At 58.7% G+C, this 24,641-nt stretch carries 21 protein-coding genes and 1 pseudogene; 9 read left to right on the top strand and 13 right to left on the bottom strand.

The window, feature by feature from the left end:
• Positions 1-4: 4 nt before the first annotated feature.
• Both PMI01S_RS28540 and PMI01S_RS28545 read right to left on the bottom strand, forming a co-directional pair.
• Entirely contained in the window at positions 5-1,042 is a 1,038-nt protein-coding gene (locus tag PMI01S_RS28540; protein ID WP_084323420.1) for an AraC family transcriptional regulator, read from the bottom strand.
• 9 nt (positions 1,043-1,051) lie between these two features.
• The gene (locus PMI01S_RS28545; protein ID WP_084323421.1) at positions 1,052-1,966 is read right to left on the bottom strand and encodes a GGDEF domain-containing protein; all 915 of its coding nucleotides are present in this window, start codon (positions 1,964-1,966) and stop codon (positions 1,052-1,054) included.
• Between the two features lie 416 nt (positions 1,967-2,382).
• Between PMI01S_RS28545 and PMI01S_RS28550 the strand changes: the two genes are divergently transcribed.
• The 5 genes from PMI01S_RS28550 to PMI01S_RS28570 all read left to right on the top strand — a co-directional run bounded on the left by PMI01S_RS28550 (position 2,383) and on the right by PMI01S_RS28570 (position 8,936).
• Positions 2,383-4,911: a TonB-dependent receptor gene (locus PMI01S_RS28550; protein WP_084323422.1), complete on the top strand. Its 2,529-nt coding sequence runs from the start codon at positions 2,383-2,385 to the stop codon at positions 4,909-4,911.
• Positions 4,912-4,978: 67 nt separating this feature from the next.
• Positions 4,979-6,874 (top strand): phytase, encoded by a 1,896-nt coding sequence (locus PMI01S_RS28555; RefSeq protein WP_084323423.1) that lies wholly within the window; start codon positions 4,979-4,981, stop codon positions 6,872-6,874.
• A 97-nt stretch (positions 6,875-6,971) separates the two neighbouring features.
• On the top strand, positions 6,972-7,673 hold the full coding sequence (tolQ, locus tag PMI01S_RS28560) for a protein TolQ (RefSeq protein ID WP_084323424.1): 702 nt from the start codon (positions 6,972-6,974) through the stop codon (positions 7,671-7,673).
• Positions 7,674-7,686: 13 nt separating this feature from the next.
• Positions 7,687-8,133: a protein TolR gene (gene tolR / locus PMI01S_RS28565; protein ID WP_084323425.1), complete on the top strand. Its 447-nt coding sequence runs from the start codon at positions 7,687-7,689 to the stop codon at positions 8,131-8,133.
• Positions 8,130-8,936 carry an energy transducer TonB gene (locus PMI01S_RS28570; RefSeq protein ID WP_084323426.1) on the top strand — a complete coding sequence of 269 codons (807 nt, stop codon included), beginning with the start codon at positions 8,130-8,132 and terminating at the stop codon, positions 8,934-8,936. The genes tolR and PMI01S_RS28570 overlap by 4 nt, the downstream gene beginning before the upstream one ends.
• Positions 8,937-8,986: 50 nt before the next feature.
• Here PMI01S_RS28570 and PMI01S_RS28575 read toward each other — a convergent pair whose 3' ends face one another.
• The 7 genes from PMI01S_RS28575 to PMI01S_RS28600 all read right to left on the bottom strand — a co-directional run bounded on the left by PMI01S_RS28575 (position 8,987) and on the right by PMI01S_RS28600 (position 17,618).
• Positions 8,987-9,334 carry a DUF6124 family protein gene (locus tag PMI01S_RS28575; protein ID WP_084323427.1) on the bottom strand — a complete coding sequence of 116 codons (348 nt, stop codon included), beginning with the start codon at positions 9,332-9,334 and terminating at the stop codon, positions 8,987-8,989.
• 43 nt (positions 9,335-9,377) lie between these two features.
• Positions 9,378-9,515: an ash family protein gene (locus tag PMI01S_RS32580; RefSeq protein ID WP_159439527.1), complete on the bottom strand. Its 138-nt coding sequence runs from the start codon at positions 9,513-9,515 to the stop codon at positions 9,378-9,380.
• Between the two features lie 166 nt (positions 9,516-9,681).
• Entirely contained in the window at positions 9,682-11,865 is a 2,184-nt protein-coding gene (locus tag PMI01S_RS28580; RefSeq protein WP_084323428.1) for a lipase family protein, read from the bottom strand.
• Positions 11,866-11,877: 12 nt separating this feature from the next.
• Positions 11,878-12,672: a hypothetical protein gene (locus PMI01S_RS28585; protein WP_084323429.1), complete on the bottom strand. Its 795-nt coding sequence runs from the start codon at positions 12,670-12,672 to the stop codon at positions 11,878-11,880.
• Between the two features lie 118 nt (positions 12,673-12,790).
• Positions 12,791-14,701, bottom strand: a complete 1,911-nt coding sequence (locus tag PMI01S_RS28590; RefSeq protein WP_139273013.1) for a hypothetical protein — start codon at positions 14,699-14,701, stop codon at positions 12,791-12,793.
• Positions 14,698-15,552 (bottom strand): DUF4123 domain-containing protein, encoded by an 855-nt coding sequence (locus PMI01S_RS28595; RefSeq protein WP_167362923.1) that lies wholly within the window; start codon positions 15,550-15,552, stop codon positions 14,698-14,700. The genes PMI01S_RS28590 and PMI01S_RS28595 overlap by 4 nt, the downstream gene beginning before the upstream one ends.
• Entirely contained in the window at positions 15,549-17,618 is a 2,070-nt protein-coding gene (locus PMI01S_RS28600) for a type VI secretion system Vgr family protein (protein WP_084323431.1), read from the bottom strand. Before PMI01S_RS28600 ends, PMI01S_RS28595 begins: the two co-directional genes overlap by 4 nt.
• Before the next feature lie 620 nt (positions 17,619-18,238).
• Here PMI01S_RS28600 and PMI01S_RS31530 point away from each other — a divergent pair.
• Positions 18,239-18,304: pseudogene (locus PMI01S_RS31530) on the top strand (TOBE domain-containing protein); the annotation flags it as partial.
• A gap of 245 nt (positions 18,305-18,549) precedes the next feature.
• On the top strand, positions 18,550-19,776 hold the full coding sequence (locus tag PMI01S_RS28610; RefSeq protein WP_084323433.1) for an RtcB family protein: 1,227 nt from the start codon (positions 18,550-18,552) through the stop codon (positions 19,774-19,776).
• A gap of 94 nt (positions 19,777-19,870) precedes the next feature.
• On the opposite strand, the gene PMI01S_RS28615 is transcribed toward PMI01S_RS28610, so the two are convergent.
• The 4 genes from PMI01S_RS28615 to PMI01S_RS28630 form a co-directional block, all read right to left on the bottom strand.
• Positions 19,871-20,284: a VOC family protein gene (locus tag PMI01S_RS28615; RefSeq protein ID WP_084323434.1), complete on the bottom strand. Its 414-nt coding sequence runs from the start codon at positions 20,282-20,284 to the stop codon at positions 19,871-19,873.
• 149 nt (positions 20,285-20,433) lie between these two features.
• A complete protein-coding gene (locus tag PMI01S_RS28620; RefSeq protein ID WP_235864413.1) occupies positions 20,434-21,045 on the bottom strand; it encodes a hypothetical protein in 612 nt (203 codons plus the stop codon).
• A gap of 99 nt (positions 21,046-21,144) precedes the next feature.
• Positions 21,145-21,747: a TetR/AcrR family transcriptional regulator gene (locus PMI01S_RS28625; RefSeq protein WP_084323435.1), complete on the bottom strand. Its 603-nt coding sequence runs from the start codon at positions 21,745-21,747 to the stop codon at positions 21,145-21,147.
• Positions 21,734-22,585 (bottom strand): 3-hydroxybutyryl-CoA dehydrogenase, encoded by an 852-nt coding sequence (locus PMI01S_RS28630; RefSeq protein WP_084323436.1) that lies wholly within the window; start codon positions 22,583-22,585, stop codon positions 21,734-21,736. Before PMI01S_RS28630 ends, PMI01S_RS28625 begins: the two co-directional genes overlap by 14 nt.
• Before the next feature lie 167 nt (positions 22,586-22,752).
• On the opposite strand from PMI01S_RS28630, the gene PMI01S_RS28635 reads away from it, so the two are divergent.
• Both PMI01S_RS28635 and PMI01S_RS28640 read left to right on the top strand, forming a co-directional pair.
• Positions 22,753-23,781, top strand: a complete 1,029-nt coding sequence (locus PMI01S_RS28635; protein WP_084323437.1) for an AraC family transcriptional regulator — start codon at positions 22,753-22,755, stop codon at positions 23,779-23,781.
• Positions 23,782-23,951: 170 nt separating this feature from the next.
• Positions 23,952-24,548, top strand: a complete 597-nt coding sequence (locus PMI01S_RS28640; protein WP_084323438.1) for a DUF6338 family protein — start codon at positions 23,952-23,954, stop codon at positions 24,546-24,548.
• Positions 24,549-24,641: the final 93 nt, after the last annotated feature.

Below are 24,641 nucleotides of genomic sequence, written 5' to 3' on the forward strand. Positions count from 1 at the left end.
TGTCTTAACCTGAAGTGAACAGCTGTCGGATCAGGTTCGGTGTACTGCCGGTCCAGCGCTTGAACGAGCGCCGGAAGTTCGCCGCATCGTTAAAGCTCAAATACTCTGCGACTTCCTCGTTACTGAACCCTTTGATCTGATACAGGTACAGCGCTACATGCTTGCGCACCCGATCCACCTGTTGCTGAAAACCGGTGTCGTGCTTTTGCAGTTTGCGTTTGAGGGTGGCGGGGCTCATGGCGAAGGCCTGAGCGGCTTGTTCAAGGCTCGGGGCCTTTCGTATATGGGTTTGCAGGTAGCGATAGAGGCAGTCGACGAAGCTTGAGGCAAAGCCCAGTTGTTCGATTTGCCCCTGGGCTTCCTGACGGGCGACCTGGCCGGCGGTGGCCGACGCGGCGGGCCAGGCGAGCGTGAGGTATTCCCGTGGGATGCGCATCAGGTCCAGTGGGCGGTTGAACTGGGTGTGCTCACCCAGATGCACCCAGTATTGCTCGACATAACGTGGTTCTGCATGGCTGAAGCTGCATTCCCACGGCAGGCGTTGGCCGCTCTGTGAGCGGCTCATGGCGACGATGGAGGTCATGCTCGCTTCCAGCAGAAAACGCCATTGTTCGCCCGCGCCGCAACTGTCCAGCCAATAGAACCAGGCGTGCTTTTCATCCAGCACTAACCGCGGCGTTGCGAGCGGGCTGAGCAGCGCCTGTTGCTGCACCAGCGTGTCGAGGGCCTGATGCAGATTTTGCGCGTGGCGCAAGGCATGGCTGGCCGGGCCGTAATGCCCCGGCAGCAAGCGCTGGCCGAACAGAAAGCTGCTGTCGTCGGCGTCCAGCAACCGGCGGCTGTTGTTGATCAGCCCGAAAAACTGCTGCGGGCTGAGGCGGGTCTGGCCGGCGAGGATGTCTTCATGGAACAGGCTGGTGCCGCGCAGCAGGCGATGACTGTCGATGTCCCGGGACAATGCCAGATCAATCAGGGTCGCCGGCTGGTAATGCCCGGGAATGAAACGGCTGTCGGTTTCGTACCACGTGGTTTTCAGGGTCATGACCGCGCCTCAGGCCGTTTTTGCCAACGGTTGCCTGGCCCGTGCCAGCGCAAGATTGAGGCGTTTGAGCAGGGCATCCGGGGCCTCGTTGACCGCCATGACCACTGCGGTACTGGCCGACAGGTGCACGCGCTCGCCGTGTTGCCGGGTTTTGTGTGCCAGGCCTTGAACCGCCTGTTGCAGCTCCAGCGCCAGCAGGCGTGCCTGGCTTTCGCCGGTGTTGGGCAGCAGCACCACGAAGCGGTCGCCGGCCAGTCGGCAGAGCAAGTCCTGGCGCCGCAGGTTGAGCAACAACAAATGACTGAGCGCCTGCAGCACCGCGTCGCCTTCGGCATGGCCGAACGTCTGATTGATGGCCGCGAAGTTGTCGACGTCCAGCGCCAGCAATGACAGCGGCTGCTGTTGCCGCTGACTCTCATCAAGGCTTTCGGTCAGCTGCCGCTTGAGGTAGTCGGCGCCGCCCAGTGGCGTGAGTTTGTCGAACAGCCGGTGCTCGCGGAACAGCTTTTCACGCTTCTCCATTTGCGCACTGATCGCCAGTTGCTCGCGGTGCCAGTGATAGATACCGAGGGTCAGCAGAATCATGCCCACCGGCATCGGCCCGGACTCCAGCCAGTGGTCCCAGGTGATGCTGTCGGGCAGGCGGATGAACTCGTCGAGGCTGTCGATCCACCAGGAGAAAAAGATGCCGCTCAAGCCAAGCGCCAGGTAATTGGTGACGCGACCGGCCGGACGACTCTTGAGTACCAGCCCTAACCAGACCAATGCCAACAGCGCCGAGCCGCCTTCGCCGACGATGTCCAGCCAGACCCATTCGCTGATGCTTTTCAACTCGCCGCACGCCAGGTGCAACAGCAACCCTGCGTTCGCCGCCAACAGCAGCAGGGCGAGTTTCCAGCGATGGGGTTTGAGGACTGAGAACATGGCCGTGATCCTTTGGCGAAGAGGTGATGCGCGTCAGCACAGCAGATGTTTGTGACAGTGGGGTGACTGGGGTGGGAGGTCGAATCAGCTCATGGCGCGGCGTTTTTTTTCTGCCCGGCGATAACCTGTGGCGAGGGGGTTTACCCCCGTTCGGTCGCGTAGCGACCGCCGTCAGGTGCACGGCGTGTTTGATGGGGAGCGCTTCGCACTCCAAAGGGGGTAAACCCCCTCGCCACAGGATTGGCGCCCGGCTCAGGTCATTTGAGCTCATTAACCGGCCTGAAACCTGGAAAGCCCCCGGTCTACGCCGCTTTCCGCCCACCCCTGTCACAGAACCGTCATCCCCCGACCCTAGCTTGCCCTCCCAGTTGCCGGGTCACTTGCCTGGCGTTATCGGACTCTTGGGGGAGTACACCATGTACCAGCGCAGCAGCACCGCCGGGCTCGTCAGCTTTACGCTCACCGCATTGGCCATGGCGATGGCCAGCGAACGCCTGTACGCCGCCGAAACTGCCGCAAACACGGAACACGTCGAAGTGGTGGGGCAGGCGGCAAGCATCGATCAGGCGCTCAAGGAACAGCGCAATTCCGACAGCATCAAGAGCGTGGTGCATGCGGATGGCGTGGCACAGCTGCCGGACGAAAACGTCGCCGAAGCCGTGCAGCGGCTGCCGGGGATCAGTGTCGAGCGCGACCAGGGCGAAGGACGATTTGTCAGCGTGCGCGGCCTCGGGCCGGACCTCAACAGCGTGACCATCAACGGCACGCTCGTACCGTCGCCGGAAAGCGAACGCCGCGCCGTGGCCCTCGATGTGTTGCCCTCGGAGCTGGTGCAGTCGTTGTCGGTGATCAAGACCCTGACCCCGGACATGGACGCCAACTCTCTGGGCGGCACCGTCGACGTGAAAAGCCTCTCGGCATTCGATCACAAAGGCCTGTTCTACACCGGCAGCAGCGAAGCCAGTTATGACAAGAACACCCACCAGACCAGCCCGAAATTTTCCGGCGCCATCAGTGATCGCTTCAGCCTCGGCGACGGCATCGACAACTTCGGTGTGGCCGCCGCACTGAGCTGGCAGAAGCGCGATTTCGGTTCGGACAACGTCGAAACCGGCGGCGCCTGGGATTTCGAGCAAGGCGCCCGACTCGAAGAGTTCGAGCAACGCGACTACGACATCAGCCGCGAACGCGCCGGCGGTGGTCTGAACTTCGACTACAAGCCCGATGACCTCAGCAGCTACTACCTGCGCACGCTCTACAGCCGTTACAAGGACAGCGAAACACGCAACGCCGCCGCCTTCGAATTTGCCGACCCGCAAGCCGCGGGCGAGTTGGGCGACGCCGAAGGCTCGCGCAAACTCAAACAACGCGAAGAGACCCAGGAGATTCAATCCTACGTCCTGGGCGGCGAGCGCATGTTCGGCCTCTGGACCCTCAGTGGCCAGGCCGGCTACAGCCGCTCCGGCGAAGACAGCCCCGGTCACATTGCCAACGCTGCGTTCACCGGTATAGATGACTTTGCCGACAGCGGTTTCTACGACAAGGACAAACCACGGCCGATCATTGGCCAGGCCTTCTACGACCCGGCCAATTTCAGCGTCGACAAGGTCGAGTGGGAAAAGCAGAAAACCACCGACACCGAGAAAAACCTGCGCCTGGACCTGGCCCGGGATTACGACTTCAAAGGCTATGCGTCCCAGGTCAAATTCGGCGGCAAGGTCAGCCGGCGCAACAAGGACAACGACCTCGATGCCTGGGTCTATGAGGATTTCGACGACCTGGGTTTCAGCGATGATCAGCTCAACCTGTCGCACTTCACCAAAGGCACCGTGGACTATCGCCTCGGCCAGTTCGGCCCGGGGATCAGCGGCAGTGCGATCAAGCAGTTGATCGGCGGCCTCAATCAGGCGGATTTCTATGACGAGGTCGAATCGCGGGTCAACGACTTCAAGATCAGCGAAGACATCAACGCCGGCTATCTGATGAACACCATCGATATCGACGACTGGCGCTTCATCGCCGGCCTGCGCTACGAGGGCACCGAGTTCGAAGCCAAAGGCACCGGCGTGACCGATGGCGCGTTCACGTCCACTGACACCAAACGCAAGTATCACCACTGGCTGCCGGGCCTGCATGCGCGCTATCAACTGGACAAGAACACCCAGGTTCGCGCCGCGTGGACCAAATCCGTGGTGCGCCCGACCTTCGGCCAACTGGCGCCAGGGTTTGTCATCGACGATGACGAAGCCACGTTTGGCAACCCGGAACTCAAACCGCTGGAATCGAGCAACCTCGATCTCGGCATCGAGCACTACATGGGCCGCGCCGGCACCGTCTCGGCGTTCGTGTTCTACAAGGACATCAAGAACTTCGTCTACAACACCGATCTGGCTGGCACGGGTGCCTGGGTCGACTTCTCCGAAGCTCACACGTTCGCCAACGGTGACAGCGCCAAGCTCTATGGTCTGGAGCTGGCGTACTCACAGAAATTCGACTGGCTGCCGGCGCCCTGGAACGGCCTGCTGATTGGCGCCAACACCACCTTCAGCCGATCCGATGCCGAGATCAAAGGCTTTGACGCCGCCAGTGGCATCAACCGCAAGCGCAGCATCGATTTGCCCAACCAGTCCGACACGGTCGGCAACCTGATGCTCGGCTGGGAAGACGACAAGCTGAGCCTGCGCCTGTCGGCCAACTACAAGTCTGATTACCTCTTTGAGCTGGCGTCGATCAACGACAAGGCCCACGACCTGCACGTCGATGCCCAGACCTTTATCGACTTCAGCGCCCGTTACTCGCTGACCAAAAACCTGCAAGTCAGCTTCGAGGCGCAGAACCTCACCGACGAGCCATATTTCGTCTACACCGGCCATCGCTCCTATAACGGCCAGTACGAAGAATACGGCCCGACCTACAAGCTCGGCCTGACCTTCACCCACTTCTGAGCCCTGCTTTTTGTAGGAGCCGGCTTGCTGGCGATAGCCGTTACACGATTCCAGGACAAGGACATTCATGAGTATTTCTTTAAAACACTGGCTGGCCGTTTTGATCAGCCTGACCACCAGCCCGTTAATGGCCGCTACCCCAAGCCTGACCCTGACGCCCTGGGCGCCGAATCTGTCAATCGATGCCATGGCGTTTCTGTCCGGCACCGAACGCCTGGCCGCCAGCGACCGCGACGGCTTGCTGCTGTTGAATGCGCAAGGCCAGGAGTTGGCGCGTTTGAAGGGATCGTTCAGTGGCGTGGACAGTCGCGCCACCGGCCGGCAAGTAGTGGTTGCAAGCCTGGACAACAGCCGTCAGCAAGCGTTGTTGGTCAGTCTCGATCCGGACAAACGCAGCTGGGGTCAGCCGGTGTATCTGCCGACGCGGGATTACCCGGTGAACGGCCTGTGCCTGTATCGCGACGAGGCCAGCAACCTGTTCCTGTTTCTGGTGGGCGAGGAGGGCAAGGGCGAGCAATGGCTGGTGGGTAACGACGCGACGCTCAACGCGCAACCACAACGGGTGCGCGGGTTGCCGCTGCCACCGTCGGCCACGGATTGTCAGGTCGACGACGGCGCCAATCTGTTGGTGGTCAACGAAGAGAATGTCGGTTGGTGGGCGTATCCGGCGCATCCAGAAGCCGATGTCACCCGCACGCCGGTGGACATGCGGGAACCGTTCGGCGAGATCAAAAAAACCGCTGGCGCCATGGCTTTGGTGCCGGGTGGCATCGTAGCGCTGGACCCGAAGTCGGGGCAGTTGCATGTCTATCAACAGCAAGGCGAACGCTGGATCGCTGAAGGCAGTATTGCGCTGCCAGGTTTGAAGGAACCGGAAAACCTCGCCCTGCGCCCGACCGCCAAAGGCCTGCAAGTACTCCTGCGCGACGATGACGACGGTCGTTTGTATCAGGGCGAGCTGAACTGGCAGCCGACACCGATACCGTTGGCGCCAGTGCTGCCGAATGTGAAAGCACTCAGCCAGAGCGATCCGGTCGGGCGTCAGGGCGATGCGGCGGATGATCCGGCGATCTGGATTCACCCGCAGCAACCCTCGCTGAGCCGCGTACTCGGCACCAATAAAAAGCAGGGATTGCTGGCGTATGACCTGCAAGGCAAGTTGCTGCAAGAGTTGCCGGTCGGGCGCCTGAATAACGTCGATGTCCGAGCGAATTTCAAACTCGGACAACAGACCGTCGACCTCGCCGTCGCCAGCAACCGCGATCGTAACAGCCTCAGCCTGTTCAGCATCGATCGCCGCAGTGGCGAGCTACGCGAAGCCGGCGAGATCGCCACACCGCTCAAGGAAATCTACGGCATCTGCCTGTTCCAGCCTGGCAGCGGCGAACTCTACGCGATTGCCAACGGCAAGGACGGCACCTTCCTGCAATACCGCCTGAGCGCGCCGGACGGCACCGTGCAAAGTGAGCTGGTGCGCCAGTTCAAGGTCGACAGCCAACCCGAAGGCTGCGTGGCCGACGACCAACGTCAGCGTCTGTTTCTGGGTGAAGAAGATGTCGGCGTCTGGGCGGTGGATGCCCGCGCCGATCAACCGGCGACATTGACCAGCGTCATCAAGGTCGGCCCACAACTGCATGCCGACGTTGAAGGTCTGGCGCTGTATCAAAGTGAGGCTCGCGATTATCTGGTGATCTCAAGCCAGGGCAACGACAGCTACCTGGTGCTGGACGCCGAGCCGCCGTTCGCAGCGCGCGGCGCCTTTCGTGTCGGTCTGAACGCCGTGCTCGGCATCGATGGCGCGTCGGAAACCGACGGGCTGGAAGTCACTTCGGCGAACCTCGGCGGGCCCTGGAGCAAGGGCCTGCTGGTGGTGCAGGACGGCCGTAAACGCATGCCCGAACAGACGCAAAACTTCAAATTCGTGCCTTGGACCGAGGTCACTCAAGCCCTGAAGCTGCCTTGATCCGGGCCAGTCATCAACCTGTCATCCCACTTTCATCCAATAGCCCAACGGCCTTCGCGCATCGACGGCCGGGGAGCACCATACAAGGAGTTTCACCATGCAGGCCACGCTCGAACACATGACGATCTGGGGGCTGATCAGCGACGCCAGTCTGTTGGTCAAGGCGGTCATGCTCACCCTGTTGCTGGCGTCGTTGCTCAGTTGGTACCTGATCATCCAGCGCGGTCGCGTGTTACAGCAGCGCGAGCGGCAGATGAACGCCTTTGTGCAGCGCTTTCGCAGCGCGTCGGATCTGCAGCCGCTGTACCGGGAAACGGCGGGTAGCGAGAGCGGTGTGGAACCGATTTTTCACGCCGGGCTTCAGGAATTCACTCATCTGGATCAACGCGGGGGTAATGCAGCCGAGGTAGTGCTCGAAGGTGTCGAGCGTGCGCTGTATGTGGCGATCAGCGAGCAGGAAGTGCAACTGGAAAAAGGCTTGCAGTTCCTCGCCACGGTCGGCTCGGTCAGCCCTTACATCGGCCTGTTTGGCACGGTATGGGGGATCATGAACTCCTTCCTCGGCTTGTCTCAGGTCCAGCAAGCGACGCTGTCGACCGTGGCGCCCGGCATTGCCGAAGCGTTGATCGCCACGGCCATTGGCTTGTTTGCGGCGATTCCGGCGGTGATTGCCTACAACCGTTTTTCCTCGCGCAGCCAGACGTTGCTCACGCGCTACTACGCCTTCGGTAATGAATTGCAAGTGCGCCTGCATCGCACGCTGCACGGCACGCCGATGAACCTGGCCGTCGCCGCCTGAGAGGAGCGTGAAAATGCTGATCAAACCGCAACGCAAACATGGGCCAAAAGCCGAGATGAACGTGGTGCCGTACATCGACGTGATGTTGGTGCTGCTGGTGATTTTCATGGTCACGGCGCCAATGCTGACCCAAGGCGTAAAGATCGAACTGCCCAAGGTCGCCAGTGAAGCCCTGGCCACTGACACGCGTCAGCAAATCCTCACGTTGTCGGTGAAAGCCGAGGGCGGCTACTACTGGAATGTCGGCGGCGAACTCGATACCCAGCATCAGACCGACAGCGCCGTGACCCTCGATGACATGCGCGCGAAGGTCGCGCAAATCGTCACCGAACGGCACGACACACAGGTTTACATCCGCGCCGACAAGGACGCCGGTTATGGCAGCGTCGTCGCGGCCATGGCGGCGCTGCAGCAGGGCGGCGTCAGCAATCTCGGGCTGGTGACCGAGGCCCCGCAATGACGGCAATGATCATGCACAGTCCTTCGATGACGTTGCCGCCCAGTATTCGCAGCGGGTTCTGGCAGAACAGTCTGGCGGCGAGCCTGGCGGTGGCGTTGCACGCGGCCGTCCTCGCGTTGCTGGTGCACGGCTGGTCGCCGCAGAAGCCGCCCGTTGAGCCGCCTTCCGTGCTGAGAACTCAACTGGTGATGTTGCCGCCGGCACCACAGCCCCTGGCGCCTGAGCCGACACCGGCGTTGGTCGAACCGACACCGCCAGAACCGGCGATTGCTGCGCCCGCCAAACCCGTCGTCGATCCACAGATCCAGGCGCAAAAACTCGAGCAGGCGGCGTTGGCGCGCAAGCGTGTCGAAGACAAAAAACGCGACCTTCAGGCCGAGCAGCAACGCCAGCGGCTGGAAACGGAAAAGCGCACCCGCGACGCTGAACGACAGCGTCTCGCCGAACAGCAAGTGCAACAGGCGCAACAAGCCGAACAGGCACGCCTGAACGCGGATCGCGCCCGTCAACAAACGGCACAGGCCGCTGCCAACAGCCGCCAGTATTTGCCCTTGAGCAAGGAAGCACCGGACTACCCGCAACGGGCGCTGGACAAGAACATCGAAGGCGATTGCACCGTGGAATATACGGTCAACCCGCAGGGCAAGGTTGAGAACCCCAAGGTGCTCGACGGCTGTCATCCGTTGTTCATGCGTCCCTCGTTAGCGGCGGCCAACACCTTCCGTTATCAGCCGAAAGTCGTCGACGGCCAGGTGGTTTCGGTGCCGGCGGTGCGCAATACCTTTCATTATCGGATCAAGTGATTCGGTCAGTGGTCGCGACGAGGGAACACGCCCTCGCCACAGGGCGGCGGCTACTCGATCGGATCGAGTTGATCCAGCGCCCGATTCACGTTGAGTTCGCCCAGCATGATCACTTGGGCAATGCCCAGCAGGGTATTGCGACTCGGCCCGAGCGTACGGTCCGCCAGATCCATGGTCATGACATGGGCTGAGGCCAGTGATTCGCACGCGTGTCCCAGCAGGTCTTCGGTGTTGATGTGTGGATCGAGGGTGTACATCGTGCTCGGTGTGCGTGGGGTAGCACGGATGTCGGCGTGGGAGGGGATGCGGTCCGAGGTTTCGTCGGGGTTTTCCGGGTCGAAATTTTCGGAGGGGGATGTCGGATCGGTTTCTGGCGGGTTGGGCGTTACTTTGAACATGGATCGAACTCCTCATATCGTAAAAAAGGAGCCATCAGCCTCGCTACCAAACGAGGGGTGGTGGCCATACGCAGGTTGGTAGACCGGGATATGAGGAAACCGGCGCGCCCGAAGACGCCCTGTGCATGGCCACCATAATGCAGAGAAAAAACGCTGCAAATGATGATGCCGTACACCTCATATATCCGGGCTACCAAACCCGATCACTGTTTTTTCAGCGACCGACCAACGATAGAACCCGGGCCCAAGGCGCACAAGCCGGCGGATTCTGGCGTAACCGTAGGCAATGACGCAAGGCGCTGTAGCTTTCGTGAAGTAACCGGCGGGGCTTTTAAACACGGGCGTGTTTAACAGATCGAATCGATATCCAGCGTGTGCGGCGCCCCGACGGTGTGCCCATAAATCGAAGCCGTCAGCGCGTCCCCCTCCGGGTCTTCCGGCGCCATGGCGAACGGGTCTTTAACCTTGTTTTCGGGATGCGCCAGCCAGCGCGCCACGTTAGCCTCCAGTTGCTCAGGCTGTTCCAGCAGCGACCCGTAAAGCGCGTGTGCCGTCACCCTCTCTTCACGCACGCGTTTCAAGCGATCGACTGTGATTGCAATCCTGCTTTTTTCCAGGTCGAGTGCTCGGATGTTGTTCTCCTGGGTGCGCACGTAGGCGTCGGACCGCGCCGGCAATCCACGTTCTATGTCACGTAACTGGGTGGTGACGCGTGCCAGCGAACCCGCGACCATTTCAAACTCTAGATCCGTAACCCGCGAACGTTTCTTCTCGTGCGCTGCCTGCCACCGCAGCAAAACCGCCCAGCACGCCGGAACATACCCGTCGGCCATCAAATGATCCAAGACGTGGAAAATCTGCAGCAATGGCGACCGATGCGGCAACCCGTTTTTCTGCTGAAGCGCCAAACTGCACGCGGCATGTTGAGTGATGGTGTCACATCCCGGTTCCCACAGGATCGCGGACTTGTTCCCATCGCTAAATTCCACCGGCATGAAGTGCTGTAACTTGCCGTGGTGATCGTACGGCTGGCCCGTCCAGTTAGTGACGCCCGTAAAAAACACCGACAAACCTGCCGGCACGTTGAAAAACGTCAAAGCCAACCCCGTCGTAAAGACACCGGCTTTGGTGTCCGTCCACCTGCCCGGCACGCTCGGCACCGGGTCGTTGTGGTTGACGACGCGGTGATGCACCAGATCCTTCGCGCCGGCGACGAAATTGGCATCGCCTGCGCGGGGTGCGCCGTAAGTGTAGAGCTGGAGGGTGTAGTCGAAAGCCGGGCGACGACGCAGCATTTCCGAGAGCAGCAATGCAACGGCGCCACCGAGGCTGTGGCCGCAGATGAGCAGTTTTTGCCCTGCATAGAATTTGTCGAGATAGTTAACAACGAATTCATATGCTTTCTGCGCGGCCTCGTAGAAACCACGGTGTACTTTGCTCTCAGTTTCTTGAAACGGCACTTGGAATGCATCGGCATCGCGCAGTCCATCCGCGATGAGTTCGTAGGTGCCACGTACCGCGATCAGGATCAGTTCGTCATTGTGGGTAATGAAAGCTTGGGTATCGGTGGCTCCTTTTTTGTCGGTATCGTCGAGAAAGTGAATTTTGGCTGGGTGTTCCTGATCGTCTTTTAGCTCAGGGTCGTTTACTACATAGAGGTCCGGATCAAACGGCACAATTTCTAGGCGTTTGGAGTACGGCACATCCTCATATAGTGGGTAGAAAGCTTTGGTTTGCCCCGCATCGACACGCCACAGCTCATCAGACTTTGCCAATGAATCGCCGAACCAGTTTCCAACGCTGGGTTGCACGGGAAAATACACAGGCCCTTTTTCAATGGGGCGTTTTTCAGGTTTCATGCCAAAAGGGCAGTAGCTCAGGGTAGCCATTAATGCGAACTGATAGAGATTCAACGCACAAAATTCGGGAGCAGTCGACAGCATTGGTCGCAACGCTCGTAGAGGGCGAACTTCCAGAACTGTGTGTTTCAGTGGAAGCAGAGCAACGCCGAGCCTCCCATGTTCACCCATGGTCTTCGCTCGGTTCGGGCTATGCGGATAAAGACGATAGACCTCGGGCGGCAAGTGTGAAACATGCTTGACCAAGTGACGTACTTCTACTTGGAGGAATTCGTCTGCACAGGCTTGTGCGGGGTTTGTCTGGGTACGGGTTGAGTTTTGATTCAGATAACGTGTTTGTTCGGCGCGTACTTGGAGTTCGGTGATTTTGAGCGCGTAGTGTGGTCTTGTTTGGGCTCGCACATAAACGGTTTCCCCACCTTCATATTTTTGGTCAAGAAACAACGCAATGGGGCCCGCAAAGTGGTTGTTTATTTTGCCCGTACCTGTGATGTCTAGATGCCCAGTGTACTTCTGGCCTTCAGAGTCAGTTGCTGAATAAGCCAGTCCCGAATACGGCTCGCCAGAGCCGAACTCGTCGACCAGTTGGAAGCTGCTCCATCTACCTTGTAAGGGGCATGTCAGTACGCTGCTGCTCAATGGCGATGCAAGTTCTTTTTCCATAGATGTCATTTCCGAATCTCCTTATTCCGTGCAGCCGGGGTAAATAGTGCAGATACGGCCATCTGGCATTTTGAAAGTGCTGAAATCAGAGTAATTTCCAAAACAGAAAGCATCCTGATCTTCAAAATTTTTCCCCATGCAACGCTTCCAGCCACCGGGCACTTCGACCCAGGTGTCACCCCAGCCAGGTCTTTCCTTCGTGGCCAACGTGATCTTCATCTTCACGGTCTTCCCAGGTAGCTGATCAAGGGTGTACGCCGCAAATGGGCGCCCACGCCCTAGTTGGCCCTGTGCGTCGGTCGTTTTGCAGTCGAGGATTTTAACGATGCGTCGCTGAGCACCCGCAGTGCGAAACAGCCACTGGCACTGACCGTAAAAGACACTTTCACCCGCTTCACTAAAAGTGCCTTTGGATTGCTCCTTCAGTTCATGGCGAATAACAACCATGGCGCTTTCCCTTCCGAAGTCGCCTCGATCTTTTCCATACGCCGAGTTGATCTCCAGTTCGATGCGCCTAACGACCAACGGGCAGCCCTTGCGCGTTATATGAATCTCTATTTCGGAATCGGGTTTGTATTCTTTTCGCCATTGGTCATTGAAAACCGGCGCCAAGTTGTCCTTTGTTGCAACAGTGCAGGCCTCACCTTCGGCGGGTACGTAGTAAACCGCTGCGACGTATGCAAAATCGGGCGGTAAATCGGCGGTGAAGGTAAATGTATTGGGCTGGTTCTTGGCGCAGCCTGTGGCTAATGCGATGCAGCAAAACAAAGAAGAAAATTTCAGCAGGTGTTTCTGCCGATAAGAAATGATTGGCATGTGATTAATGTCCTTATTGCGTGCACTCAGGGTAAATAGTGCAAACGCGCCCACCCACCATTTTGGAGGTGCTGAAATTGGTGTAGTTGCCATCGTAATAAGCACCCGTTCTTCGGTCCTACCAAGACAACGCGCGTGCAATCTGATCCGCCTCTATTTCGGATTGATCCCCGTGCACGATGGGAGCCCGCAATATTGACCGTCGGTCCTTGCGATCCACGATCCAGAACGTCATTTTTGTAGGGGGTGGCAGCAGAGAGTCGGTTACAGGTGTCTTGTCGGCAGCCACTTTCTCGTCATCCAGTTTCTTTACATCGAACTGCCATTTGCGGCCGATTCCCCGTTGATTTCCTTTCTTGGCAGACTTCGGTGAAAACGCTGTCTTGCGCACGTCTCCCGCTTGCAGTCGTAACTTTTTTTCCATGAAGGCTCGCATGACGGATTCCATCTCAACATCCGTTGAAGGCTCCAATCCCACTGTCAGCCCGAGTCTCGCCCGCGTTGACAGGTTTTCGTAGGAGAAACGACCGGCGCCGGTCACTCTCAGGCGGTGGTTGCCCACTCGCCAAGGCAATTGGACGTCATCCAACCAACTGATCAATGCGTTCTCGTCATCCGTTATTCCCCAGCCCAGTCCTGCATTGTCCTCTTGCCATTCCATCAGAGTCCGGTTCAGGGCGATGGCGTCGGCATCCCTGCCTTGGCGATAGGCGATATCTGCCGCGTAATCCAGCGTAGTCTCGTAGTACGCCCCAAGGATCGAGATATGCTCTCGGGCAAGCAGGGCCAACTCCAGCGAGCGGCGGGCGGCGATTAAATCACCGCGCCGATACTGTGCCACCCCAATGTAGGTGTTGAGACGGGCAATTTCCTCGGGGAAAAAGGCATCGGGCAGTGCTTTTTCTGCCAGTTCCGCGGCCTTCGACTGACCACCAGGAGCCGCCCAGTACGAATCCATCTCCCGATTCTGCTCAGCCATCGTGCGCTCGCGAAACAGCAATGGCGCACTGTGCCATTTCAGCGCTGCGAACAGTTGGCGTACATGCTCCGCTGCCTGGTCTTTTTCTGGCGATTGGAAATTCACATTGATGTCCATCATCCAGTCGCCGTTTAGTGCCTTCCAGTGGACAGCGACACAGTGTTCGCCCTTACATCCTCCAGCCTTCTCGACCTTGATAGACGTCGCCGCGGCAAAGGGTAGATCGGGCATTGCCCGAACCAGCGCCGGTGCAATGGGCACCTCCCGGTAGGACTCGAGAAACTCCTGCCGTTGCGCCGCGTTCATGGCGCGTAGTTTTTCTTTATAAGAAAGTGATATGTCCGCGCTGAGATTGCTACCCGCCGATATATGCGTATAAAGCACGCGCATGCCGACACCCCGACTATCTACCGGTTCGAACGCCATTAACTTCCACTGCCCCAACATCAGTGGCATCCAGAAGTCAGCCAGCTCGTAACGCAGTCGTGGTTCTTCCGGCGCCAGGCGCCATGACTCAGGGTAGGGGCTGGCGACCGCATAGAGCTTTTCATGAAAGCGCATGACCTTCTCGCTGTCTCCCGTCATCATGCTCGCCTCGATTGCGAGGCTAAGCATCTTCAAACTGCGGGGATCGCGACTACCGGTTTGTCCGGCAGATGCTGATTTGGCGTCCCAGCGAGCAATCTGCTCTTCGGCGGCGTTCCGGGCCTCGACGTATTTCCCTTGCATGTGCAGGAGAATGACGAGCAAGTACCCTGCCTCGAACTCCGGGCCATCGAGGTCTTCACTCGCGCGGGCCGCCTCCATAGCCGCTCGAGCCTTGACCGTGGCCTGCTCCCACAATGCCTCACCGCTCAGACGTTGTGCCTCGTGCATCAGCTCCGCAGCATTTGGTGGTAGATCTTTCGAACTAACCTTCGATGCAGACCACGCGATGGCGCTACTCGAAAGCAAGACTGCGGCACTTAAGGAGCAAATTAGTTTTCGCATTGAACTCTCCATGTTTGTCTGTTTTAAACCCACAGTTGCATTACCTGACATCCACTTCATATCGGCACATCCCCCCGCCAAAACTCCACCCACTGCCGCACCCGTTCAAAGTGCTCCACCGGACTCTCATCCCCCCGCACCTCCCACTCCGGCGACAACGTAAACCCCGGCGCCTGCAAGCTCTGAATCAACAGAAACTCCATCTGCTCCGGCTCCAGCCACCCCCACGCTTCCGCCAGGGCCAAGCGCTCACGCAACCACGTATCAGGTTCCTGCACTTCAGCGAGGTTGGCGTAGGCCTCGACATGCTCGGCCAGCAAGTACCGATGGGCGTTGAGCCGGCGAATTTCCGAGGCCTGCGGTTGGGGCAGGGGAGTGCGCAACCAGAGTGGGTTATCCGGCACGGTATGCGTGCCGGGGGCGGGGTTTTGAGCTGTTTTCCAAGCCGTGCCGTCCCAGTAGCAGACGCTGATCGCCGGCCCAAGAAAGGCCGGATATTCTTCAGGCGGCAGATGTTTCAGCGCGCGGCTCAACACGCGGTTGTCGTGAAAGCGATACAGCGCCTGATAGGGACGCGTCCCGACAATCAACCGCTCTTGCCAGTGATTGGCCAACCCACGCAAGGCACCTTTTTCCACGCTCACGAGCCAGCCCCAGTTGCGTTCGGGATGATCCAGCAGATCGTCGAGGCGTCTGTCGCCTGACTGATCCAGCGTGAAAATAAACGGACCGACATCGGCCAGATTCTCGAGGGTTGTTGCGTTGTAGACGCTCAGGTATTGGTCATGTCCGCTGGACTTCAACAACAGCTGACGGGTTTCGCGCTCGTTCTGCGAGTCCAGCACCAGGCACAGTTCTTGGCCCGAGCGGCGCTGTTCGTTCATCCATTGGCGGGGGAGTGTGTTGATCATGCGGCGGCTCCTTCCGTTGGGCAGACGCCATCACGGCAGGCTTCGCAAATGGGGCAGAAGTCCGCCGCCAACGCGTTGCTTGCCGCCATCAGTGCGGGCTGGGAAGACGCGAACATGGGCGGCAGTTCAGGTGGCACAGACAAGCCATCAACTGACCGAGGCATTGCGATTGAGGCGGCTGGCACGCGCATCGGAGCACCACCAATCTGGAGTTCGCTGCTGCCGAAAATTCCGCCGCCGCCTATCTGTAAATGTTCACCACCAGCTTCGATCGTGACCTTCGTCCCGGCCTTCAGAATGATCAGATCGGCTTCAATAACAACCACCCGGCCAGCGCTAAAGGCTAGCGTTTGATCAACATGGGTATGGCTGTTGCCGGTAACTTGCAGAAAATCGTTGGCGTTGAGCTGTACGTGCCGGTCACCGATGGTGGTGCGGTGTTCCGTGGCTTGCAGCACGGTAACGCTGTCGCCCTTGACGGTGGTGCGCTGCTCGTTGCCGACCTCCAGACGGCTGTCGTTTTCTATCCGCTGTTCCATGTCCCGTTGGGCGCGCAGGTAAATCAATTCCTGGCCGGCACGGTCTTCAACGTGCAGTTCGCTGAACCCCGTGCTGTCCGGCGAACTGCGGGAACGGAATACGCTGCGGGTTTTGTTGGCGGGCAATTCGTAGGGCACCGGGTTGGCGCTATTTGGAAGGCAGCCGCTGATTTCGGGGTGATCGGGGTCGCCGTCCTGAAAAGTGACCTGGACTTCCATGCCGACTCTTGGCACGGCGAAGCCGCCGAAGGCATTACCGGCCAGAAGGGAGGAGACTCGCAGCCAGCAGCTGCTTTTGTCGTCGTACCGGCCTTCGCGATCCCAGAAGAATTGCACCTTGACCCGGCCGTAGTCGTCACAGTGGATTTCCTCACCTTTCGGGCCGGTGACCACGGCGCTCTGCACGCCGGCGATGCGTGGTTTGTCGTGGGTCAGTGGCGAGCGGTAAATCACGTCCCAAGGTGTGGCGTGGAACTGGTTGCGATAACCCTGAAAGCCGTTTTCAACGCAGGTGCCGGTGTAGGCCGCGTACTGTTGCAGGACTTGCGGCTGCGCGCCCTCATGCTCGATTTCGGTCAGCAACCACAGGTCGTTCCATTCTTCGTCGGGGTGTTCGGACAGTGGCAGGAAGTGTCCGGAGAGCAACATCGGCTGATCGCTTTTGCCTCGTGCCTCCTGGCACTCGGCGCCGTGACGCTCCTGTTCGCGTCGACTCAACAGCTTGCCGCGATCACGCTGGGTAAAACGACCGGGGTATTGATAATCCTCAAGATCCGGCTGAGCCCTGAGAATATCGGACTTGCTCTCGGCCTCCAGCAAAATACGCGCTTTTTTGAAGTCGTAATCGCGGCGAGTGGTGCGATTGGTGCCGGCTTTCACTTGCACGTCAAAGTGGTTGATCGCCGGCGTTTCGGCGACCAGGCCATTGTCGTGTTTAAAAGGTGTCGGACGGTCGAGGTGGGGAAATACGGTCTGGTCGTCGCCGAACACCATCACGTGTTTTTCGCAGCTGTGCTGGAAGTGGTAGTGCAGGCCTTCCTCTTGGCAGAGGCGTTGTATGAAGGCTAAGTCGGACTCCATGTACTGAACGCAGTACTCGCGATCCGGATAAACGCTGCCCAGTTGAAACTGGTGGAAATCACGATGAATGCCGTGGCCTTCGAGCACCTGCGCAATGATTTGCGGGACGGTTATTTGCTGGAAAATTCGGCAATTGGTGCGGTGATCGAGGTACGCCAGTCGAGGTACCAGTGTCACGCTGTAGCGGGTCAGGCCATTGCCGAGACTGCCTTTACCCACGCAATGAATTTGCCCGTGGATACCGTCGTCTGTGTTGTTGAAGGCGAGGAAGGCCAGTTTGTGCAACAGGTCATTCGGGTTCATGTCGCGGCTGTCGGTGACCAGTTCGATTTCAAAGGCGTAAGGCTGGCTGATGCATTCCTTGCCGGTGAACCTGAGCACCTGCAGATTGTGTTTAAAGTCGTTGATCATGAGGCTGAAACGGGCGCGCTTTTTTGCGTCGAGCATCCAGGTTTCCTTTTCCTGTGACGTGGCACAGGCTTCGGGACGTTGATGCAACGCTTGCTTTGACCTTCCATGGTCAACACAACCAAACGTCCCGGAGCCGGGTCAGTGCAACTTATCAGGGGTTAACAGGAATTGACGTGAGACGCTTTCGAAATTGAGCATTTCAGAGTTTTCCGACTCCGGGTCCGACTTAATCCGTAGGAGCCAGCCTCGTAGGATCGCCGCTCAGCAGCGATGGCGTCCTTGAAATCGCCATCGCCGGCAAGCCGGCTCCTACAGGTTTTGTGCAAGCCGCCAATACCGAACACCCCACGACCTCTGTAGGAGCCTGGCTTGCCAGCGATGGCGCCCGGGAGAACGCCATCGCCAGCAAGCCGGCGCCTACAGGTTTTGTGCAAGCCCGCCAATACCGAACACCCCACGACCTCTTGTAGGAGCCGGCTTGCTGGCGATGGCACCCGCAAGAACGCCATCGCCAGATCAAGCCGGCTCCTACAGGTTTTGTGCAAGCCGCCAATACCGAACACCCCACGACCTCTGTAGGAGCCTGGCTTGCCAGCGATGGCGCCGGCCAGAACGCCATCGCCAGCAAGCCGGCTCCTACAGGTTTTATGCAAGCATTGAAGGTGGGGAGCGAGGTGATCGCGTTCGTCAAATCCACCGAGGTCTCGATTGCCAAGCTCTGAGTCGGCTGCCAGGAAAACGACAACCCCTGGCTCGCGCGGTCAGGTCGTAGGCTTTTCGCGCAAGCAGATTGGCGGTATTACACCGCGTGGTCGACACGAAAGACCGTTGCAGCGCTGCGGATGGAGAATGTCGAGGCGTTGATCGAGGATCTGCAACGTGGTTTCGCTGCGATACTATGAAGACTCACAGACGGCTCAGTCTTCAGAACAGCGCCGAATCATCGGCCACTGGAAAGTACCGCATCATGCAAGACCGTACCTATCAACTGCTGGACGTCGCCAACGGCAAACCGATCAAGCTCTGGACCGAAGGCGTTCCGGTGGAAAACGAAGCCAGGCAGCAATTGATCAACACCGCGAAGATGCCGTTCATCTTCAAACACCTGGCGGTGATGCCCGACGTGCACCTGGGCAAGGGCTCGACCATCGGCAGTGTGATTCCTACCGTGGGCGCGATTATCCCGGCCGCCGTCGGGGTGGATATTGGCTGCGGCATGATCGCCGCGCGCACGTCGCTGACCGCTGCTGATTTGCCGGACAACCTGCATGGTTTGCGTTGCGCGATCGAGAAAGCGGTACCCCATGGGCGCACCGTTGGTCGTGGCGTCCGGGACAAAGGTGCGTGGGACAGTGTTCCCAAACAGGCCGAGCATGCCTGGGCTGCCTTGAACCCACGGTTCAAGGCAATCACCGACAAGTACCCGAAACTCGCCAGCACCAATAATCGCGGGCACTTGGGCACATTGGGCAGCGGTAACCACTTCGTTGAGGTGTGCCTGGATGAAGCCAATCGGGTCTGGTTCATGTTGCACAGCGGTTCACGTGGGGTTGGCAACGCCATTGGCAACCTGTTCATTCAACTGGCTCAGGCCGACATGCGCCAGCACATCGCCAATCTGCCGGACCGCGACCTGGCCTACTTCGAAGAAGGCAGTCGGCATTTTGATGATTACGTTGAAGCCGTCGGTTGGGCCCAGGATTTCGCCAGGCAGAACCGTGCGCTGATGATGCAATCGGTGATTCAGGCGACACGGAAAGTGATCAGCAAGCCGTTCGACGTCGCCCTGGAGGCGGTGAACTGCCACCACAATTACGTGCAGAAAGAGCGGCATTTTGGTCAGGAGATCCTGGTTACCCGCAAAGGCGCGGTGTCGGCGCAGAAGGGAGAGTTGGGGATCATTCCGGGATCGATGGGCGCGAAAAGTTTCATCGTTCGCGGGCTCGGCAACGAGCAATCGTTCTGCTCCTGTAGCCACGGCGCTGGCCGCACCATGAGCCGAACCAAAGCGAAAAGCCTGTTTACCGTCGAAGATCAGATCCGCGCCACCGCCCACGTCGAGTGCCGCAAGGATGCAGCGGTGATCGATGAAATACCGATGGCCTACAAAGACATCGACCACGTGATGCACGCCCAGCGCGAGCTGGTGGAAGTCGTGCATACCTTGCGCCAGGTGGTGTGCGTTAAGGGGTAGGCGCAGCCGTTACCGGTACTTGAACGCGATCTCTCGGTCCGAGCGTTTCCACCACGCCCAACCTTTTCAGGTTGGGCGTTTGCTTGCCTGAATGTCACTGATCCTTTTCGCAATTGACCATCCACGACACGCCAAACCGATCGACCAGCATCCCGAAACGTGCGGCCCAGAAGGTCGCTTCCAGAGGCATTTGCACGCTGCCGTCTTCGGCCAACGCGTTGAAGACACGCTCCGCCTCGGCAATGCTGTCGACATTCAGCGAGACCGAACAACCGGCCATGTCATCCGTGGGGCGATCAGGTGTGGTATCCGACCCCATGATTGCCTGATCGCCCACCGACAGGCGGGTATGAATGATCAGGTTGTGCAGGTCTGCCGGAAAGTGCTCGCGGGCCGGGCTTTCACCGAAGGTCATCATCATGTCGAGCTGGCCTTGCAGGGCTTGGGCATAGAAGGTGAACGCGGCTTTACAGTCGCCGTTGAAGATGAGGTAGGGATTGATTTTCATTGTGTGCTCCCGTTGACAACAGGCGGAGGAAAGTATGCCTGCAGGAGCAAGCACGCTCGCTCCTGCAACGGCATTAGCAAAGCCTTAGAGGTGGTAATTGGCAAAAATCGTTTAGATGTTTTTTCTATTGAAGCGGTGCGGGTTATCGCTCAATCCACGATCACCGGCACATCGTCTTCACCCAGGCAGACCGTCAACTGTTGACCCGCCTTGTTGACGGCGCAGTTCGGTAACGATTGTTGTTTGAAGATGGCCATGGGCACGCCGACAAACAAGGTCAGCAACGTGGCTGCGACGGTTATCCGCCCAAGCATTCCGGACCGTGATGGCGATGTTTTGGAGACGCTGCTTTTGATTTTTGAGCGGGCATACAAACCGCTGCACAGGAACACCGCGCCGATCAGCATGGCCACACCGATCTGCTGTCGGCTGGTGCTCAAAATCATTTGGTCGGCGTTTGCCGGGTAGTTCAGTTGCCACCAGGCGCCAATGCCCAAAGGCAAAAGTCCGGCGCTGATCCAGCCGTAGATCGATCCCGGCAAGCGAAACACAACGGCAAGTAGCAGGCCGACGGTGGCGGCGCACCAGCCGATCAGATAAAGCTGGGTCGCCATGCCGCCCCCCATAAAGGTTCCGCCGACATCAATGGGCGTAATCAGCGACCAGTCGAAGGCGGCGATGTGCAGAATCAGTACGAAGACGGCGATATAGCTCAGGGGGTAGTAGAGCCATGACCAGAGGGTGCGGGGACGGGATAACACACGAATTCCTTTTTGTGTTTGAGGGGGGCGCCATTATGCGGCGTGGGTTCACGCTTTGCATCGACGGCTCGCTCGATCCGCTGAAACCCGGCCGGTTTCTCAGGCCACTGCGCGTGGCACCGTGGGACGCAGCAAACGTTCAATGGCCCCGCCGACCAGGTTTTCCAGCATCTCAACCCGCTCGTGTTCCTCCAGCGCCTGGTGCGCCAGCCAGCTCGGCGCACTGTTGAGCAGATTGGCGATAGCATGTGCGGCGGCAGGTTGCGCCTGTTCGCTGAGGCGGGCTCTGGTACCGAGCATCAGCAGTAATTTGCGTTCGTACTGTTCGCGTAACTGCCGAACGCGGGCCTGCTGATCATCATTCAGGCAGCCGCTGTCGCGTTCCGCCAGGCGGAAATGCCAGGGCATTTCCTGATGCAGGTTCAGGTGTGCGCGGATCAGGTTTTGCAACTTGTCGCGCTTCGCTGAAGTTTTTTGATCGATACGCCCAAGCGTCGACAACAGTTCTTCATAGAACTCTTCGATCAGGTCGAGCAGCAAGTGCTGCTTGCTGGGGTAATGGTGATACAACGAACCCGGGGCGAGCCCCAGGCACGTCGCGAGCTCACGCATGCCGACCTGCCCGAACCCCTTGCTGGCAAACAGCTCCAGCACCTTGTCCCGGTACTCGGCGAAACGTGAGCAACGCTCAGGCATAGGCATGGAAGCCACGCCCCGTTTTGCGTCCCAGGTAGCCGGCGGCGACCATTTCCTTGAGCAGTGGCGCGGGGCGATATTTGCTGTCGTTGAAACCGTCGTAGAAGGCTTCGAGAATCGCCAGCACGGTGTCCAGGCCGATCAGGTCCGCCAGCGCCAGCGGGCCGATCGGCTGATTGCAACCCAGGCGCATGCCGGCGTCGATGTCATCGGCACTGGCCAGGCCTTCCTGAAACACCAGGATCGCTTCGTTGATCATCGGCACCAGAATCCGGTTGACCACAAAACCCGGACGGTTACCGGCGGTGATCGCGGTTTTGCCCAGGGTCGTGGCCATGTCCAGCGCCAGCGCGTGTGTTGCGTCACTGGTTTGCAGGCCACGAATCACTTCGATAAGACCCATCACCGGCACCGGGTTGAAGAAATGCAGGCCGATGAAACGCTCAGGCTCGCTGACGCTGGCGGCGAGCTGGGTGATGGACAGCGACGACGTGTTGGAGGCAATCACACACTCGGTGCTGACCTGCGCGGCAATCTGTTGCAGCACGCGCAGTTTCAGGTCGAGGTTTTCGGTGGCGGCCTCGATGACCAGTTGCGCGTTTTGCAGGCTGCTGTAATCGGTGCTGGTGCGAATCTTGTCGAGGGCGGCGAGCTTTTGCTCCTGGGTCAGCGTGTCCTTGCTGACCTGCCTGTCGAGGTTTTTACTGACGGTAGCGAGTGCCTTTTGCAAAGCGCTCTCGGAGATGTCGATCAAGGTCACATTGAAGCCAGCCAGGGCACAGACTTGCGCGATGCCGTTGCCCATGGTGCCGGCGCCGATCACGCCAATGTTTTGCAGATTCATGTACACGTCCTTCCGGTCAAACCCTGCGATACCTTGGCCGAGGCAACGGCCGAAGGCGTACTATTGGTCGCGAGTCTAGAACCGGCGGGACGGTTGTCCTATGCCGAAACTGTTCAACGGTGCTGGTGTTTTTTGCCATTCGGGTGATTGGGGAGCGAAGCGTTCAGATGCGGGAAAAGGACTCGGTAGCCGCCTACTTCGTGCAGGCGATGATCCATGGGCTGGGGGACAATCCGCAGCGACAGCGGGCTGCGCTGGAACAGGCAGGTATCGACCCGGCGTTGATCGAGCAGCCCGTGGCGCGGGTGCCGGCCAGTGCGTTTGCCGCACTCTGGCTGATCCAGATCCGCGAGCTCGACGACGAATTCTTCGGGCTCGACTCCCACGGCATGCCGCCGGGCAGCTTCGCGCTGATTTGCCGCGCCTTGATTCAGGAGCCCGATCTGCACAAAGCCATGCGTCAGTGCCTGAGCAACTTTTCGCTGTTCCTTCGTGACTTTCGCGGCACGCTGACGGTACGTGGCAAACGTGCGGTCATCAGCCTGGATACCTGTGCGCAAAACGATGATGTTGCGCGTTTGGGTGAAGAGACGTTTCTGGTGCTGATGATCAGCCTGCTGTGCTGGCTGGGCGGTCGACGCATCCCCATCGACCGTGCGGATTTTCGTCATGCGCGCGTGGCCCTCAGCGACGACCGTTTGCTCTGGGGTCCCAACCTGACCTTCGGCGCCGAGCGCACCGAAATCGAATTCGCCAGCCATTACCTGCGTTTGCCGGTGGTTCAGGACCTCGCCTCGCTGAAAGTGTTTCTGCGCACTGCACCGCAATGGCTGGTGATTCGCTTCCGCAACCAGCATGGCCTGGCGTCGCAGGTCCATCAGCGTTTGCGCAACAGTCATTACAGCCAGTGGCCGACCTTGCAGGCATTTGCCCTGGAACAACACCTCAGTCCCAGCACCTTTCGCCGCAAGCTGGAGCGGGAAGGGTGTTCCTATCAAGAGATCAAGGACGAAGTGCGTCGCGGCGTTGCGTTTGAACAGTTGCGTCAGAGCAAGGCCAGCATTGGTGACATTGCCGAGCAACTGGGCTTTCAGGAACCAAGTGCGTTTCATCGGGCGTTCAAAAAGTGGACGGGGGAGAGTCCGGGTCGGTATCGGGCGCGGTTTCAGGAACACATGACGTCGGATCCGGATTGAGTTTTCGTCCAGTTTTTCTTTGTTAAATGTAGGAGGATTTTCCGCTTGTAGTCCCGCTTGTAGTCCCGAAATCTCTTGTGACGACCGCACTTAAGCAATGGATGACACAGGCCGTAGAGGTGCTGTATTCATTTGCTCCGGGTCGATTTTTTCAATGGATTGGAAATGGCATGGATAGCTTGGTCAAGGAAGTCATTCCGTTACTGCAGTATTTGCTTCCCGGCTTTTTAGCCGCCTGGATTTTCTACTCGCTCACGGCGTTCAAACGGCCGGACACCTTTGGACAGATAGTCCAGGCGCTGATTTTCACGTTTGTGATTCAGTCACTGGTTGTCGGTTTGGGGGCGATGCTGCTTTTAACGGGGGAACACGTTTTTTCAATTGGCGCCTGGGACAAGAAATCGGAGGCTTTATGGTCAGCGGTGATTGCGGTGCTGATGGGATTTCTTTCGTGCCACGTTGCGAACAGCGACAAGCTTCATGCGTTACTCAGGAGGCTGAAAGTCACCACCAAAAATTCGTTCCCCTGCGAGTGGTACAGTGCTTTTTTATCGAGACAGGGATTCGTAATACTGCATTTGACCGGAGGGAAGCGTCTGTTTGGCTGGCCAAGCGAATGGCCATCGGAGCCTGCCCACGGACAGTTTGTTCTCGAGTTTCCTCGCTGGATTGATAACCACGACAATCCGTTACCTGTCAGGGCCAAGGTTATTGTTATTGATGCTTCAAAAGTGCAGTGGGTCGAATTCGCAAAAACAATAGGGTGATCAAATGACATGCAAAATGCCTACAGAAATGCCGCCTGAGCTGAGGCGGTTAATGGAGGAATGGGAAAATGGTGGTCCTCCTCCCCCCGGGCT

This window comes from Pseudomonas migulae NBRC 103157 (assembly GCF_002091715.1).
Taxonomy (GTDB): domain Bacteria; phylum Pseudomonadota; class Gammaproteobacteria; order Pseudomonadales; family Pseudomonadaceae; genus Aquipseudomonas; species Aquipseudomonas migulae_A.